We start from the raw sequence: 15,282 nt of genomic DNA, 5'->3' as shown, positions 1-15,282 counted from the left end.
ATCACACCCACGTCCGGGGACGGAAACGGTTTGCCCGCTCCACCAGTTCGATCCTCTCCTCGCCCCGCTGCGCCAGCCGTGCCAGCACGCGGAACGAGCGCTCCAGGCCGAAGCGCAGCCCCCGCTCGTCCAGTTGGCAGCCGAGTAGCGAGGTACGGCCGGGGTCGGAACCCCGGCTGCCCGACAGTACCCAGTCCAGCGCCGAGCCCAGAACTTCCGCCCTGAGCCGCTCGTGGCGCACCGAGTCCAGGCCGAACCTCCCCAGCGCCTCCACCTGCGCCGCTGCCGCCGTCAGATCGGGCAGCAGCGCCTCCTGCGGAGACCGGTCGCGCAGGCGTGCCCGTACGGCCGCCACCCGCGCGGCCGTGTGATGGATCGACACCTCCGGTACGGACTCCAGCGTGCGCACGGCTCCGCTCCGGTCCCCGGAGGCAAGCTGCACCCGGGCCAGCCCGAACGCGGCGCCGACGAAACCGGGGTCCGTGGCCCACACCAGCCGGTAGTACTCGGAGGCGTTGTCCAACTGCCCCAGCACCTCCGCGCACAGCCCCAGCGCCAGCTTCGGCGCCGGTTCGCCGGGGAAGGCGTCGTAGACGGCGTCGAAGGACAGGGCCGCCGTCTCGTCCTCCCCGACGGCCAGCGAGGAGATGCCCCGGGCCCACACCACGCGCCAGTCGTCGGGGTGCCGCGCCTCCAGCCGGGTCAGCGCGTCGGCGACGAGCGGCGCGTCGGCCCCGCCCAGTTCGAGCCGGGCCCGCAGCTCCCGCAGTCGCAGCTCCGCGGATTCGGCCGGCGCCGAGCTCAGCGCGGCCAGCAGGTCGGCCGGCGCGGAGGCCAGCAGGCCCGCCAGGAAACCGGCGTTGGGGTCCGCGGCGTCGACCAGCGGCACGGGCAGGGCCAGCGCGGCCTCGCGGGTGTCCAGCGTGGACAGCTCCGGCCGCCGCGAGGCGGTGATCCCGACGGGTGGCAGCGGCGTGGCCGCCGGAGCCCGGCGGGGGGCCGGCACGCCGGGACCCGCGGCCCGGTGCGTCGCCGTGGTGACCAGCCCGGTCGTGCCGTACCCCGTGATCGGCGAGGCCGAAGGGGCCGGCGGAGCCGCGGCGTCGGGCGCGGCTTCCACCGCCGGAGCGGGCCCCGGGGCCGGGACGGCGGCCGGAACCCGGGCCGGACCGGCACCCCGCCCCGCCCGCCACCGCTTCACGGGACGCTCGCCCAGCTGGGACACGTGCCCGCCCGACCTGTCGTCGATGAACAGCCGGTCGTCCGGGACCCGCAGCTCGGGCCCGAAGAGGGTGGAGACCTGGGGCCTGGGGCGGCCCGTCTGGAGCGCGACGACCTCCCGCAGCACCCCCGTCAGCTGGTCCGCCATCTCCTGCGCGGAGGCGAACCGCCGTCCGGGATCCGGGTCGGTGGCCCGTACCAGCAGCCGGTAGAAGGACTCGTACCGCCCGAACACCTCGATGTGCTGCGGGTCCGGCAGCGAGTCCACGAACACGTTCGTGTAGCCCTGGAAGTCGAAGGTCAGCACGGCCAGCGTGCGCGCCACGGTGTACAGGTCGGAGGCGACCGACGGGCCGAGCTCCGCGACCTCCGGCGCCTGGTAGCCCACGGTGCCGTAGATGGCCGACTCCTCGTCGTCCATCCGCCGGACCGCGCCCATGTCGATCAGCTTCAGCTGGTCGGCCTGCTGGATGGCGTTGTCGACCTTGAAGTCGCAGTACAGGAGGTTCCTGGTGTGCAGGTGGCCGAGCGCCTCCAGCGCCTCGATGCCGTACGCGCACGCCTGCTCCACGGGCAGCGGGTCGCGGCGGCCGTCCGGCCGGCGCCGCTCGTTGGCGATCTCCTTGAGCGATTTGCCGCCGACGTACTCCATGACGATGTACCCGTCCAGCGAACCGGTCCGCTGGTCCAGGTGCTCCACGAAGTTGTAGATCCGCACGATGTTGGAGTGCTCGATCTCCGCGAGGAAGCGCCGCTCCGAGATCGCGGCCGCCATCGCGTCCTGGTCCCCGGTGTCCAGCAGGCCCTTGAGCACCACCCACCGGTCCGACACGGCCCGGTCCACCGCAAGGTAGACCCAGCCCAGCCCGCCGTGCGCGAGGCAGCCCGCGACCTCGTACTGGCCGTGGACGAGGTCGCCCCCGCGCAGCTTGGGCACGAAGGAGTACGGGTGCCCGCACTTGGTACAGAAACCTTCCGTCCGCCCCGGCCGCTCCCCGCGCGCCCGCCCCACGGGCGCCCCGCAGTCCGAGCGCGAGCAGAACCGCTTGCGCTCCGGGACCTCGGGATTCTCCAGCACCGCCGCCGAGGGATCCGGACGAGGCACCTCCGGTACGTTGACCAGCCCGGCGCCCAGCCGGCTGCGGCCCGACACCGAGGCGGCCGAACCCGAACTGCGCACCGACACCGACCGGGTGGACGCGGACCCGGAGAGCGCGCGCGAGAGCCGGCCCGACACGGAGCGCCGGGAGGAGGAGGACCGCGACGAGCGGGCCGAGCGGGAGGCCCGCGAGGAGGACGCGGAGGACCGTCCGGAGCCGTGCGAGCCCTGAGACCCGTTCGACCCCTGCGAGTCCCCGTGGCGGGCCGCGCTCGTCATCGCCGTCGGCACCGACACCAGCTCCTCGGCGCCCGCCGCGACGGCCCCGGCGGGCGCCAGCCCGCAGGTGTCGCAGTAGACCTCGCCGCCGCCCATGTCCTCGTACGCCCCCGGGCAGCCGGGGCGCATGCACGCCGTTCCGATCAGACTCACGCGTCCCCCTCCCTCGGCCCGTCGGGCCACTCACGCGCCGGTCGGCGCCCCTGCTCGTCCTGCTGGTCCTGTCGGTCCTGCCGGTCCTGCTGCTGTGGCGGCAGCGCCTCGGCCGTCGCCCACTGGTAGCGCAGCACCGCCTGCTCGGCGGCCCGCAGATCGCAGGGCGCGCTCCACAGCATCCGCCGGGCGGTGTCGTACCGCTCCATCAGCAGCGGATCATCCGCCATGCCCAGCCGGGCCGCCTTCGCCTTGTAGGCGTCGAGCCGTCCGCGCAGCTCCGCCCGCACCGCCAGCGGCGCCGTCACCGCGGTCAACGATTCGCGGGCCCGCCGCAGTTCCTCCCCGGCCCGCTCCTCCAAGGACTCCAGCAGCGGGGACAGCCGGTGCCACTGGGCGCCCCGCCGGTACTCGGCCGCCGCCGAGAGCTGCTCCTGCAGCGCCGTCGGCGGTCCGCTCACCGCGGGCACCTCGGACGCCGCGATCTTCGCCAGCACCTCGCCGCGTGCCAGCCGGGCCTCCGCCAGGGTCCGGTCGGCCCGCGAGAGCACGTCCCGCAGGCCGATCAGCCGCTGCTCGGCGTCCTGCCGGACGTCCAGCACCGCCTCGACCTCCCGGCGTACGTCCTCCAGCGCGAGCGCGGCCCGGTCGTAGCGCCCGGTGTCCGGACGGCCGCCGCCCGGCGCGGAGCTGCCGGCCACCGGGAACCAGAACGCCAGCGGGTCCTCGATCACCCGGGCCCGCAGGTCCGCCAGCTCGGCCGTGATGGCCTCCAGGTCGTCCCCCGAGGGGTGTTCTCCCGGCCGGACCCCCACCGAGTGGGCGAGGGCGCGGGTGCGGTGCAGTTCGGCGGAGAGGAGGTCGATCCGGGCGGGCAGCGCCGACCAGACGGAGTCCGCGGCGACCACCACGTCCAGGGAGCGCGCGTACAGCTCGTTCATGCGGGAGACCAGCTCGGCGAGGGAGAACCGCTCCGCGAGCGGGGCCCCCTCCACCGCGGCGCCGGAGATCAGCACCCCGGGCCCGCGCAGCCGGTCCGTCAGCTCGATCAGGTCCTCGCGGCTCGGCCAGCGGCGCCGCTCACGGATGGCCCGGGCGGCGCCGAGCGCCCCGCTGTAGGCGTCGAAGTACCGCCACAGCCGGGTGATGGCCGCGTCGGCCTCCGCCCACCGCTCCTTGGTGACCCCGGTCAGCCCGGCGCCCTCCAGGAGCCGCCGGCCGGAGTGGTCCTGGAGGGCGAGCAGCGAGGTCTCGACGGCCTCGTGCTCCGCGCCCAGCCGGGCCAGCGCCCGGTCCACGCCGTCCCGGTCCATCACCGCGGGCTGCGCCCCCGAAGCCTGCGCTCCCGAAGACTGTGCTCCCAAAGCCTGCGCCCCCAAAGGATGTGCCTCCACCGATCCCGCCTCCGGTCTCGTGACATCGGGCTCAGAATCCGCCACCGGCCTCAGTCCCGGTACTTGGGAGCGGGCGGGCCGCCCACGCCGGGCAGCACGGGCTCCAGGTGGGCCTTGTAGGCCGTCATCCAGGGGCTGTTGCCGCCGCCCGCGCGGTAGTCCTCCAGCACCTTGTTGACCCGGCGCACCAGGTCGTCGGCGTCCTTGTTCATGGCCACCCCGTAGAACTCCTTGGTGAACGGGGAGCCGACCAGGCTGACCGAGGGGTCCTGCGCGGCCTGGCCGGCGGCGAGGGCGTTGTCGGTGATGATGCCGTCCACCTCGCCCAACTGCAGCCGGACCAGGCAGTCGAGCTGGTTGGGCACGCTGACCGGGACCGCGCCGTAGGACTGGGCGGTCAGTGCCGCCTCCGCCGTGGAGCCGGCCGCCGTGCAGATGCGGCGTCCCTTCAGCGAGGCGTCGTAGCCGGTGATCGCCGAGCCCTTGGGGGCCAGCACCTGCTGCCCGGCCTCGAAGTACGCCGTCGAGAAGGCGACTTCCTCCAGCCGCTTGCAGTTGACGGTCATCGTGCGCACGACGATGTCGACGGTGCCGTCCTTGAGCGCGGGGATGCGCTGACTGGTGGGGATGGCCCGGTAGATGACCTTGCCGTCCTCGCCGAATATGTCCCTCGCTATGGCCTTGACCAGGGCGATGTCGAAGCCGTCGAGCTCCCCGGCCGGGTTGCGGTAGCCCCATTTGAAGCTGTTCTGGTCCACGCCCGCGACGAGGTGGCCCGCGGCGCGGATCCGCTCGATGGCGGAGCCGTCCAGCCCGTTGGGGCGCAGGCTCGCCTCGGGGTTCTCGCAGGTGTCCCCGGGGGTCTGCGGAGCGACGGCCATCCTGGCCGGCTCGCGCACCAGCGAGGAGGGTCCCGGCCCGCCCGGGGCCGCCTGGGCCAGCGGCAACAGCACGGCCGCCGCCGTCAGCGCGCAGGCCACGGCCATCGCCCCGACCCCGCCCCAGCCGCGCAGCCGTCCCGCCGGCCGCCGCAGGCCGTGCGGCTCCTGACCTTCCGCGGCGCCCTCGGCGGCCACCGCGGTGCCCCCGGCCCGGCCGGACTCCCCGGAGCCCTGGCCCGTGCGCTTCACCCGTCCCGGCATCGCTCTCACCTGTACTCCGAAAGCCTGCGCCCGATGCCGAGCAGGGCGGCCACTGCGCCGACGACCGCGAGGGCCGCCGTGCCTGTCACCAAACCGTCGAGCGCCCCGAGCCCGTCCCGCGCCGCCCGGGTGAATTCACGCTGCTCGTGGACCACGGCCGCTTCCAGCGAGGCGTCCACCGTGTCGAAGGCGGTTCCCGTGGGCTCCTTGTGGTCCTTGTCCCCGATGACCTGCCCGACGGCGCCCTGGTAGTCGCCCTTCAAGTCGGTCTGCCGGGCCGCGGCGTGCAGTTCCTTCCACCGCTTCACGCCGTCCACGGCGCGGGACACGGGGTCGCGGCCGGCCGCGTCGTCGGCCAGTTCCGCCGCCGTCGCCAGGCCCGCGTCCAGGTCCTTCATGTCGTTCGAGAAGTCCACGTCGTACTTGTCGGACTTCTTGTCCTCGGCCAGTACGGCGCCGCGCGAGATCAGGGTCAGGTTCTCGTTGGCCCGCGCCTGGAGCGAGGCGATCCGCGCGTCGTTGAGCACCTTGAGCGACTCCTGCCCGTCCGTGCGGGCCTCGCTCAGCCCCGACCGGGCGACCGTGTGCCCCGCGGCCAGCCACAGCAGCAGCACCAGCGAGGCGGTGGTCGCGGCGACGAGCCCGTGGTTCAGGACGCGGTTCGTACGCCGGTAGTTGCGCCGCTGGGCCAGGGCCAGGGCGGCGAGTGCGAGCAGACCCGCCCCGAGCGAGCCCAGGGGCAGCGCGCGGGCCTGGTCGTAGTCGGTGTAGAGCCGGCCGGTCTCCGCCTCGTAGAGCCGCTGGGCGGCCGGCAGCAGCTGGGTGCTCATCTGCTCGTTCGCGTACCGGAGATAGGCGCCGCCGAGCGGCAGGCCCTGCTTGTTGGTGGCCCTGGCCTGCTCGATCAGTCCGGTGTAGCGGGGGAGCTGCTCGCTGAGCAGGGTGATCTGCTTGCGGGAGTCCTCGCCGGCCGTGGTGCTCGCGGCCGCGTTCACCAGCAGCCGGGACGCGTTGGCGATGTCCTTCTCGTACCGGCTGCGGACCTCGCGGGGCTCTTCGCCGCCCGCGAGGAAACCGCTGGAGGAGGCGGTGTCGGCGTCCGCGAGGGAACGGTAGATGCTCGCCGCGTCGGCGCTCAGCGGCTGGCTGCGGCCCACGACGTCATCGGCCGCGGTGACCCGGCCGGAGATCTCCCAGACGGCCACCGCGCCGAACAGCAGGACCAGCGCGGCCAGGGCCGCGCCGACGATCCGCAGCCGGCCGGGCTCGGTGGTGGCGGCGGCGCGCAGCCGCTCCACGCCCTCGGCCCAGGCGGTGCCCCGCCGGGGCAGCCCGTCGGGCGGCGGCGCCGGCGGCCCCGAGGGCGCCAGGACGCCGCCGGGCGCGGGCGCGCGTGATGTGATGGCCACCCTGACCTCCCCCTCGGTCCTTCGTGCTTCGCAGCAGTATGGCCTTAGTGGCGGTCCTCCACAGCACCCGGTCCGGGATCGGGCACGATCCGCCCGATCCGTCCCCCCGTCCTAGTACGCCCTGAGAGCCGGGATGGTTCCGGCGCGGGCACGGTTCACCCGAAATGGGCACGCAGCTTCCCGTAGGCCTCGGGCCCCGCCCCCAGGGCGTCCAGGCCCAGCAGGCCGGCCCCCAGCACCGGCGGGGCCGTCACCACCGAGACCCGTGCGTGCGGGGCCCGTTCGGCCAGGAGGGCCTCCACCCGGCCGTTCAGCTGCGGGTGCCGGGCGGCCAGGACGCTGCCGCCCAGCAGGACGGGCGCCTCCTCGGCGAGCAGCCCGAGCCGCTCCAGCGCCACCGAGGCCAGTGCCACGACCTCCTCGGCCTGCCGCTCGACGAGGGCCGCGGCGACCGGATCACCGGCCGCGGCCACCGCGAACAGCACCGGCACCAGCTCGTGCATCCGTACGGGCTCGACGGAGCCCAGGTGCAGCGCCTCGATCAGCGCGTACATGGACTCCCGTCCGAAGTGCCCCGGCAGGGCCGCCGCGAGCTCGGTGGGGCCGCCGCGCCCGTCCTCGGCGCGGGCCGCCCACCACATGGCCTCGGCGGCCAGTCCGCCACCGCCGCCCCAGTCGCCGGAGATCTGCCCGAGCGCCGGGAAGCGGGCCGTGCGCCCGTCGGGCAGCATGCCCACGCAGTTGATGCCCGCCCCGCACACCACCGCGACCCCGCGCGGCCCCCCGTCGTCCTCGCCGAGTCCGGCCCGCAGGATCGCGAAGGTGTCGTTGCGGACCTCGGTGTCCGTGCCCCAGCCGCGCGCGCCGATGGCCTGCGCGAGCCCGAGCTCCTCCACGGGGAGGTCCGCGTTGGCCAGACAGGCCGAGACCCGCAGGGCGTACGGACCCGCGTACGGCGCTCCGGCCGCCGCTGCCGGCAGCCCGGCGGCCCCGGCCGCCTCGGCGACGGCCCGCCCGAGGACGTCCAGCGCCGCCTCCACTCCGACGCGCGGGGGCTGGAAGCCGCCCGCGCGCCCCGTGCCGAGGACGCGGCCGTCCGCGGCGATCAGCGCCACGTCCGTCTTGCTGTTGCCCGCGTCGACGGCGAGGACGGCTGCCTGCGGGGGCCGGCTCACGCCCATGCCAGGTGCTCCTTGTTGTGCGCGAGGAGCCGGTCCGTGAGCCCCTCGGCGAGGTCGAACTGGCCCACCAGCGGGTGCGCCAGCAGCGCCTTGAACACCCGCTCGCGGCCGCCCCGCAGCGCCGCGTCCAGCGCGAGGTCCTCGTACGCCGTGACGTGGGCGATGAGCCCCGAGTACAGCGGGTCCAGCCGGGGCACGGCCAGCGGCGAGGCCCCGGAGCGGTCCACCCGCGCCTGCACCTCGACGACCGCGTCGTCCGGGAGGAACGGCAGGGTGCCGTTGTTCAGCGTGTTGACCACCTGTACGGCGCTCCCGCCGTCGCCCAGCAGGGCCGCGGCCAGGTCCACGGCGGCCTCCGAGTAGAAGGCGCCGCCGCGCTTGGCGAGCAGTTCCGGCTTCTCGTCCAGCGCGGGATCCCCGTACAGGCCGAGCAGTTCCTTCTCCATCGCGGCGACCTCGGCGGCCCGCGAGGGCTTGGTGCCGAGCTCCCGGACCACCTCGTCGTGCGCGTAGAAGTAGCGCAGGTAGTACGAGGGGACGACGCCGAGCCGGTCCAGGACCGCACGCGGCAGGTGCAGGTCGGCGGCGATGGCCTCGCCGTGCCGGGCGAGGAGCTGCGGCAGCAGGTTCTCGCCCTCGGGGCCGCCCTTGCGCACCCCCAGCTCCCAGGTGAGGTGGTTGAGGCCGACGTGGTCGAGGTGGATGTCGGCCGGCGTCAGGTCCAGCAGCGCGGCGAACTTGCGCTGGAAGCCGATGGCCACGTTGCACAGCCCGACCGCCTTGTGCCCGGCCTGCAGCAGGGCGCGGGTGACGATCCCGACCGGGTTGGTGAAGTCGATGATCCATGCGTCCGGGTTGGAGCGCCGGACCCGCTCGGCGATGTCGAGGACCACCGGGACCGTGCGCAGCGCCTTGGCGAGGCCGCCGGCTCCGGTGGTCTCCTGGCCCACGCAGCCGCACTCCAGCGGCCAGGTCTCGTCCTGGAGCCGGGCCGCCTGCCCGCCGATGCGCAGCTGCAGCAGGACCGCGTCCGCGTCGGCGACGCCCGCGTCGAGGTCGGAGGTGGTGGTGATCAGCCCCGGGTGCCCCTGCTTGGAGAAGATCCGCCGGGCCAGGCCGCCGATCAGCTCCAGCCGGTCGGCGGCCGGGTCGATCAGCACCAGCTCGCTGATGGGCAGGGTGTCGCGCAGCCGGGCGAACCCGTCGATCAGCTCGGGGGTATAGGTGGAACCGCCGCCCACCACTGCGAGTTTCATGGTCACTAGCCTTTCACTCCCGTCAGGGTGACGCCTTCGACGAACGCCTTCTGGGCGAAGAAGAAGAGGACGATCACCGGGGCCATGACCAGCACTGTTGCGGCCATGGTCAGGTTCCAGTTGGTGTGGTGGGCGCCCTTGAAGGACTCCAGTCCGTAACTGAGGGTCCAGGCGGCCGGGTTGTCCGAGGCGTAGATCTGCGGGCCGAAGTAGTCGTTCCAGGCACAGAAGAACTGGAACAGCGCCACGGCCGCGATCCCGGGCTTCGCCATCGGCAGCACCACCCGCAGCAGGGTGCGCAGCTCGCCGCAGCCGTCGACCTTCGCCGCGTCCAGGTACTCGTCCGGGATCGTCAGCAGGAACTGGCGCAGCAGGAAGATGGAGAAGGCGTCGCCGAAGGCCATCGGGATGATCAGCGGCCACAGGGTGCCGGACAGGTCCAGCTGCTTGGCCCAGAAGAGGTACATCGGGATGACGACCACCTGGGGCGGCAGCATCATCATGGCGATCACCAGCAGCAGCGACAGCCGCCGGCCGCGGAAGCGGAACTTGGCGAGCGCGTACGCGACGGGCACCGAGGAGACCACGGTCAGCAGGGTGCCGAGCCCGGCGTACATCAGGGTGTTGCGCCACCAGGTCAGGAAGCCGGGGGTGTCCCACACCTTCGCGTAGTTGCCCCACTCCCAGGTGCGCGGCCACAGGTCGCGGGTCAGCGCCTGCTGGTCGCTCATCACCGAGGTCAGGAAGAGGAACACGAAGGGCAGGACGAAGAAGAGCGCCGCAGCGACGCCGAGGGAGTGCACGGCCACCCAGTGCAGGGCGGCCCGGCGGCGTGCGGTGCGTACCGCGTGCGCGGAATCCGGGGCGGGGGACGCGGCCGTACGGGGGGTCCGGCGCGGGCCGCGGGTCAGGGTCTGGCTCATCGTCCTCAGTCACCTGCCTGGATCAGGCCGCCGCGCCGCCGCATCAGCAGCGCGGTGAAGGCCATGGAGAGGGCGAACAGCACCAGGGCGACCACGCAGGCGGTGCCGTAGTCGAAGCGCTGGAAGCCGACGTTGTAGATGACCTGGGGCAGGGTCAGCGTGGACTTGTCGGGGTACCCGGGCTCGGTCGGCTGGCCCGAGCCGCCGATCACGCCGGACGCCACCTTCCCGGCCACCAGGGGCTGTGTGTAGAACTGCATCGCCTGGATGACCCCGGTGACCACCGCGAACAGGATGATCGGGGAGATGTTCGGCAGGGTGATGTGGCGGAACCGCGCCAGTGCCCCGGCCCCGTCCAGCTCCGCGGCCTCGTACTGCTCGCGCGGTACGTCGAGCAGCGCGGCCATGAAGATGACCATCAGGTCGCCGACCCCCCACACCGCGAGCGCGGTCAGCGCCGGCTTGGACCAGTCGGCGTCCGTGAACCAGCCGGGCGTGGGCAGCCCGACCGCGTCCAGCAGGGTGTTCACCGGGCCGGTGCCCGGGTTGAGCAGGAAGACGAAGGCCAGGGTCGCCGCCACCGGAGGGGCCAGGTAGGGCAGGTAGAACAGGGTGCGGAAGACGCCCGTACCCAGCTTGATCTTCGTGATGAGCAGGCCGATGCCCAGGCCGAAGGCGACCCGGCAGGCGACCATGATCACGACCAGCCACAGGGTGTTGCGCATGGCAGGCCAGAACATCGGGAGGTCGGAGAAGACGTAGGTCCAGTTGTCCAGCCCGTTGAAGACGGGCGGGCGGAAGCCGTCGTACTTGGTGAAGGAGAAGTAGACGGTGGAGACGAGCGGGTAGGCGAAGAAGACGCCGAACCCGATCAGCCAGGGCGACATGAAGGCCGCCGTGCGCAGCGCCGACCTGCGGCGTTTGGTGCGCAGTTCGGGGGAGGGGGACAGGGTGCCGTTCATCGGGCTACTTGGCCTTCGCGATGTCCGTGTCGATCTGCTGGTCGGTCTTGGCGAGACCGGCCGCGATGTCCGTGACCTCGCCCTTCTCGACCGCGTACGCGAAGTCGGTGAAGGTCAGCTGGTAGGTGCCGCCGTCCGCCTGCGCCGGGGTCGTGGTCGACTTCGGGTGCCTGGCGATGTCGATGAACGTCTTGAACTCCGGGCTCACCTGGAGCTTCGGGGACTCCAGGGCGGCCAGCGTGGAGGGCACGTTGTGGATGGCGTTGGCGAACTCCACGACCGCCTCGGTGTCGGTCGTCATGTACTTCGTCAGCTCCCAGGCGGCCGCCTGCTTCTTGCTGCCCGAGGCGATGCCCATGATCGTGCCGGCGAGGTAGCCCTTGCCGTACTCGGCGATCCGGTCGTCGGGGACGGGCATCGGAGCGGTCCCGATCTCGAACTTCGCCCCGGCCTCCTTCGCCATGGCGGGCCGCCACTCCCCGTCGATCTGCATGGCCACCAGGCCCAGGTGGAAGGGGTGTTCGGCGCTCCACTCGTCGCCGAACGTGGTGCGGAACTTCTCCAGCTTCTCGTACCCGCCGAGCTTGCCGACCAGGTCCTTCTGCGCCGTCAGCATCTGCGCGAAGCCGGGGTCCTTGGCCAGGTTGGACTTGCCGTCGGCGTCGAAGTAGGCCGGGCTCCACAGGGCGGCCAGGCGCTGGGGGGCGGTCTCGTAGCCGTGATAGGTGGGCATGATGCCGAGCTGCTGGTACGAATCCCCCTTGGGGACCGTCAGCTTCTGCGCGGCGGCCACGAACTGGCTCCAGGTCTTGGGCGGTTCGGTGATCCCGGCGGCCTCGAAGGCGGTCTTGTTGTAGACGAGGCCGTACGCGTCGTTCAGCAGCGGCAGCGTGCACTGGTTGCCGTTGAACTGGGTGTACTCCAAGAGGGTCTTGGGGAAGACCTTCTCCTTGTCGACCCCGGACTTCTTCAGGAGGGGGTTGAGGTCGGCGAAGGCGCCGGTGTTGCAGAACTTGCCGACGCTGTCGGTGGTGAAGGAGGAGACCACGTCGGGGGCCTTCTCCCCGCCGGCGCGCAGCGCCTGGTTGATCTTGTCGTCCGTCATGTTGCCCGTGACGTTCACCTTGATGTTCGGGTGGGCCTTGGTGAACCGGGCGATGTTGTCCTCGATGGCCTTGATCTCGCTGGGGGCGGACCAGCCGTGCCAGAAGTTGAGGGTGACGTCCTTGTTCGGGTCGTCGGCGGCCGTGTTGGAGGCGGAGCCCGTACACGCGGTGGCGAGTACGGATATCGCGGCGACGACGGTGGCGGCAACGGTCAGGCGGCGGATTCCGGGCATGGCGGAGTCACTCTCTGCGCGGGGGGACTTCCTGGAGGGGTGGGGAGGAGCGGTGTGGGCTCACGCAGGGGAGGCGCGGGTCAGGTGGTGCGGGTGTGCTGTACGGGGCTGCGTGGGCCCGGGGCTCGTGCGGGGAGATGCCGTGCGGGCTAGTGCGGGAGGTGCGGGGCAGGCTCGTGTGGGTGGTGCAGTGAAAGCTCGTACGGGCTCGTGCGGGCTCGTGCGGTGCTGTGGAGGCTCGTGCCGGTGGTGCGGTTCAGCGGCGGGAGGTGTCGAAGACCTCGTCGCGGGTCGCGGCGAGGGCGCTCTCCAGTGCCCCGCGCAGTACGGGCCGTTCCCGTACCTCGCCGGTCACCAGCAGGGGCCGGGACGGGGCGAGGTCGGCGAGCTCGGCTTCGAGGAGCTCGCGCAGCGGTTCCCCGCCCGCGATGGTCAGGGCGCCGGACAGGATCACGATCTCCGGGTCCAGTACGGCGACCAGCGAGGCGAGGCCGGTGGCGAGGGCGGTGGCGTACTCCCGCAGGAGTTCCAGGTGGGGACCCTCGGGCGCGGCTGCGGCCTGGGCCAGCAGCGCGGCCGCCGCTTCGACCATGGCCCCGGACTCCGCCCCGTGCACGGCGCCGTGCACCGAACCGGCCCCTGACGCGGCGGCCGGCGGCGCGTCGACGCCGAGCCGGGCCGCCATCGCGGGCAGCACCTGCGCGCCGGCCAGCTCCTGGTAGCCGCCGGAGTTGACCCGGGTGACCTGGCGGACCAGCGGGTGCCCGGCGACCGGCAGGAAGCCGATCTCCCCGGCGCCGCCGGTCCAGCCGCGGTGCAGCCGGCCGCCGAGCACGAGGGCGGCGCCGAGGCCCTCCTCGTTCCACAGCAGGACGAAGTCCTCGTGTCCGCGGGCGGCGCCGAGCCGCTGTTCGGCGACGGCGGCGAGGTTCACGTCGTTCTCGTACTCGACCGGCATCGGCAGGGCCGCGGCGAGCTCGTCGAGGAGCGTGGGGGACTGCCAGCCCGCCAGGTGGTCGGCGTAGCGCAGCACCCCGGTGCGGGGGTCGAAGGAGCCCGGGGTCGCGATGACCACCCGGTGGATGTCGGCGAGGTGCAGCCCGGCGTCCTTGACGGCCTCGCCGAGGGCGCGGGTGACCTGCTCGACCGGCCCGGTGCCCTCCGCGTACGGGAGCTCGTGGCTGCCGATCACCTCGCCGGTGAGGTCGGCCACGGAGGCGAGGATCCGGCCCGGGGTGACGTCGAGCCCCGCGACGTGGGCGGCCCGCGCGTTGACGGTGTAGAGCTGCGCGTTGGGCCCGGGGCGGCCGGTGGCGGTGCCGGTGGCGACGACGAGCCCGGCGGCCTCCAGACGGGCCAGCAGCTGGGAGGCGGTGGGCTTCGAGAGGCCGGTGAGATGCCCGATCCGGGTCCGGGACAGTGGACCGTGCGTCAGCAGGAGCTCGAGCGCGGCCCGGTCGTTCAGGGCGCGCAACAGGCTGGGCGTACCGGGGGTGGCGGGCATGGGGTGGCTTCTCCCTCACGGAGATGAACTGTTAGGTAAGTTTCCTATTGGTGGGTCGCTCGTGTCAATGGTGCTGCGCACACGACTCGAGGGTGGTGTGCGCACGACTCGAGGGTGTTGCGCACACGAGTCGACGGTGGCGCGCACACGACTGCCCCCGCAGATCGGATCTGCGGGGGCAGCGGTGTACGCGTACGGGCCGGGGCGCCGGCGGGCGCTACTTCGTTATGCGCGGACCGGAGACCGAGCCGCCCACGGCAGGCGGCGGGATCTCCGCGGTGGCCAGGGACTGCGGGGAGGTCGGGTTCGCCAGCGCAGACGGCGGGGCGACCGAAGCCGAGGGGTCGGCCGGGGCCGCGTCCTCCTCGGGCGCCGGCAGGCCCCCGACGATCCCGATGCCCGCGGCGTCGAAGGCGTCCTTGATCCGCCAGCGCAGCTCGCGCTCCACGGAGAACTGCTGGCCGGGCATCGTCTTCGCCGACACCGACACCGTCATGGAGGCCAGCAGCACCTCGTCCAGGCCCAGCACATCCACCGGACCCCACAGCCGCTCGTCCCACGGGGACTCCTTGGCCATGGTGTCCGCGATCCCCTTGATCACCTCGCGGATGTGGGAAAGGCTCTCGGTCGGCTTGACCTGCACCGCCACGCTCGCCGTGGCCCAGCCCTGGCTGAGGTTGCCGATGCGCTTGATCTCGCCGTTGCGGACGTACCAGATCTCGCCGTTGTCGCCGCGCAGCTTGGTGACGCGCAGGCCCACCTCGACGACCTCGCCCGAGGCCACACCGGCATCGATCTTGTCACCGACGCCGTACTGGTCCTCGAGGATCATGAACACGCCGGAGAGGAAGTCCGTGACCAGGTTCCGGGCGCCGAAACCGATCGCCACGCCCGCCACACCGGCGCTCGCCAGCAGCGGTCCCAGATTGATGTCGAGCGCGCCGAGCACCATCAGGCCGGCCGTGCCGAGGATCAGGAACGAGGCGACCGAACGCAGCACGGAACCGATGGCCTCGGACCGCTGGCGACGCCGCTCGGCGTTGACCAGCAGCCCGCTCAGGGCCGTGCCCTCGACGGCGTCGGCGCCTCGGTTCATCCGGGTGATCAGCTTGGTCAGCGACTTGCGGACCACCGAACGCAGGGCGAAGGCGATGACCAGGATGAGGAGGATGCGCAGGCCGAGGTACAGCCATCCGGCCCAGTTCTCCTCTATGAAACTGGCGGCGTTCGTCACGCTCTCGTGTGTTTCTCTGATCGTTTCGGACGCGTCCGGGTTGTCGGCTGCGAGCGGGAGCAGTGCGGCAGGCCTGGGCACGGCGGGTACCTCCAGATGTAGCGTCCTGCCCGCGGAAGGGGTGGGGCGGGCAGACCATCCACCCTAACGGGGCACTTGCCCGGACTTGTTGCCGTGTTCGAGGGA

At 72.8% G+C, this 15,282-nt stretch carries 11 protein-coding genes; all 11 read right to left on the bottom strand.

The features are described 5' to 3' along the window. Position 1 precedes the first annotated feature (1 nt). Positions 2–2,743 carry a serine/threonine-protein kinase gene (locus tag ACODT5_RS31385; RefSeq protein WP_422525098.1) on the bottom strand — a complete coding sequence of 914 codons (2,742 nt, stop codon included), beginning with the start codon at positions 2,741–2,743 and terminating at the stop codon, positions 2–4. A gap of 5 nt (positions 2,744–2,748) precedes the next feature. Continuing rightward, positions 2,749–4,065 (bottom strand): hypothetical protein, encoded by a 1,317-nt coding sequence (locus tag ACODT5_RS31380; protein ID WP_422522506.1) that lies wholly within the window; start codon positions 4,063–4,065, stop codon positions 2,749–2,751. 131 nt (positions 4,066–4,196) lie between these two features. Continuing rightward, complete coding sequence (locus tag ACODT5_RS31375; protein ID WP_422525097.1) at positions 4,197–5,132, bottom strand: glutamate ABC transporter substrate-binding protein; 936 nt, start codon at positions 5,130–5,132, stop codon at positions 4,197–4,199. A 161-nt stretch (positions 5,133–5,293) separates the two neighbouring features. After that, positions 5,294–6,697 carry a hypothetical protein gene (locus ACODT5_RS31370; protein ID WP_422522505.1) on the bottom strand — a complete coding sequence of 468 codons (1,404 nt, stop codon included), beginning with the start codon at positions 6,695–6,697 and terminating at the stop codon, positions 5,294–5,296. A 155-nt stretch (positions 6,698–6,852) separates the two neighbouring features. Then, entirely contained in the window at positions 6,853–7,878 is a 1,026-nt protein-coding gene (locus ACODT5_RS31365) for an N-acetylglucosamine kinase (protein ID WP_422522504.1), read from the bottom strand. Next, the gene (locus ACODT5_RS31360) at positions 7,869–9,134 is read right to left on the bottom strand and encodes a 6-phospho-beta-glucosidase (protein ID WP_422522503.1); all 1,266 of its coding nucleotides are present in this window, start codon (positions 9,132–9,134) and stop codon (positions 7,869–7,871) included. Before ACODT5_RS31360 ends, ACODT5_RS31365 begins: the two co-directional genes overlap by 10 nt. Before the next feature lie 5 nt (positions 9,135–9,139). Beyond that, positions 9,140–10,057, bottom strand: a complete 918-nt coding sequence (locus tag ACODT5_RS31355; RefSeq protein ID WP_422522502.1) for a carbohydrate ABC transporter permease — start codon at positions 10,055–10,057, stop codon at positions 9,140–9,142. A 5-nt stretch (positions 10,058–10,062) separates the two neighbouring features. Continuing rightward, positions 10,063–11,019 (bottom strand): carbohydrate ABC transporter permease, encoded by a 957-nt coding sequence (locus tag ACODT5_RS31350; protein ID WP_422522501.1) that lies wholly within the window; start codon positions 11,017–11,019, stop codon positions 10,063–10,065. Positions 11,020–11,023: 4 nt separating this feature from the next. Further along, the gene (locus ACODT5_RS31345; RefSeq protein WP_422522500.1) at positions 11,024–12,358 is read right to left on the bottom strand and encodes an ABC transporter substrate-binding protein; all 1,335 of its coding nucleotides are present in this window, start codon (positions 12,356–12,358) and stop codon (positions 11,024–11,026) included. A 256-nt stretch (positions 12,359–12,614) separates the two neighbouring features. Beyond that, positions 12,615–13,862, bottom strand: coding sequence for an ROK family transcriptional regulator (locus ACODT5_RS31340; protein ID WP_422522499.1), 1,248 nt, complete (start codon positions 13,860–13,862; stop codon positions 12,615–12,617). Between the two features lie 217 nt (positions 13,863–14,079). Next, positions 14,080–15,177 carry a mechanosensitive ion channel family protein gene (locus ACODT5_RS31335; RefSeq protein ID WP_422522498.1) on the bottom strand — a complete coding sequence of 366 codons (1,098 nt, stop codon included), beginning with the start codon at positions 15,175–15,177 and terminating at the stop codon, positions 14,080–14,082. Positions 15,178–15,282 lie beyond the last annotated feature (105 nt).

The organism is Streptomyces tatrensis, assembly GCF_049310065.1.
Lineage (GTDB): Bacteria > Actinomycetota > Actinomycetes > Streptomycetales > Streptomycetaceae > Streptomyces.
The sequence above is the reverse complement of the archived record's forward strand: the minus strand, read 5'-3'. Positions and strand labels throughout refer to the sequence as shown.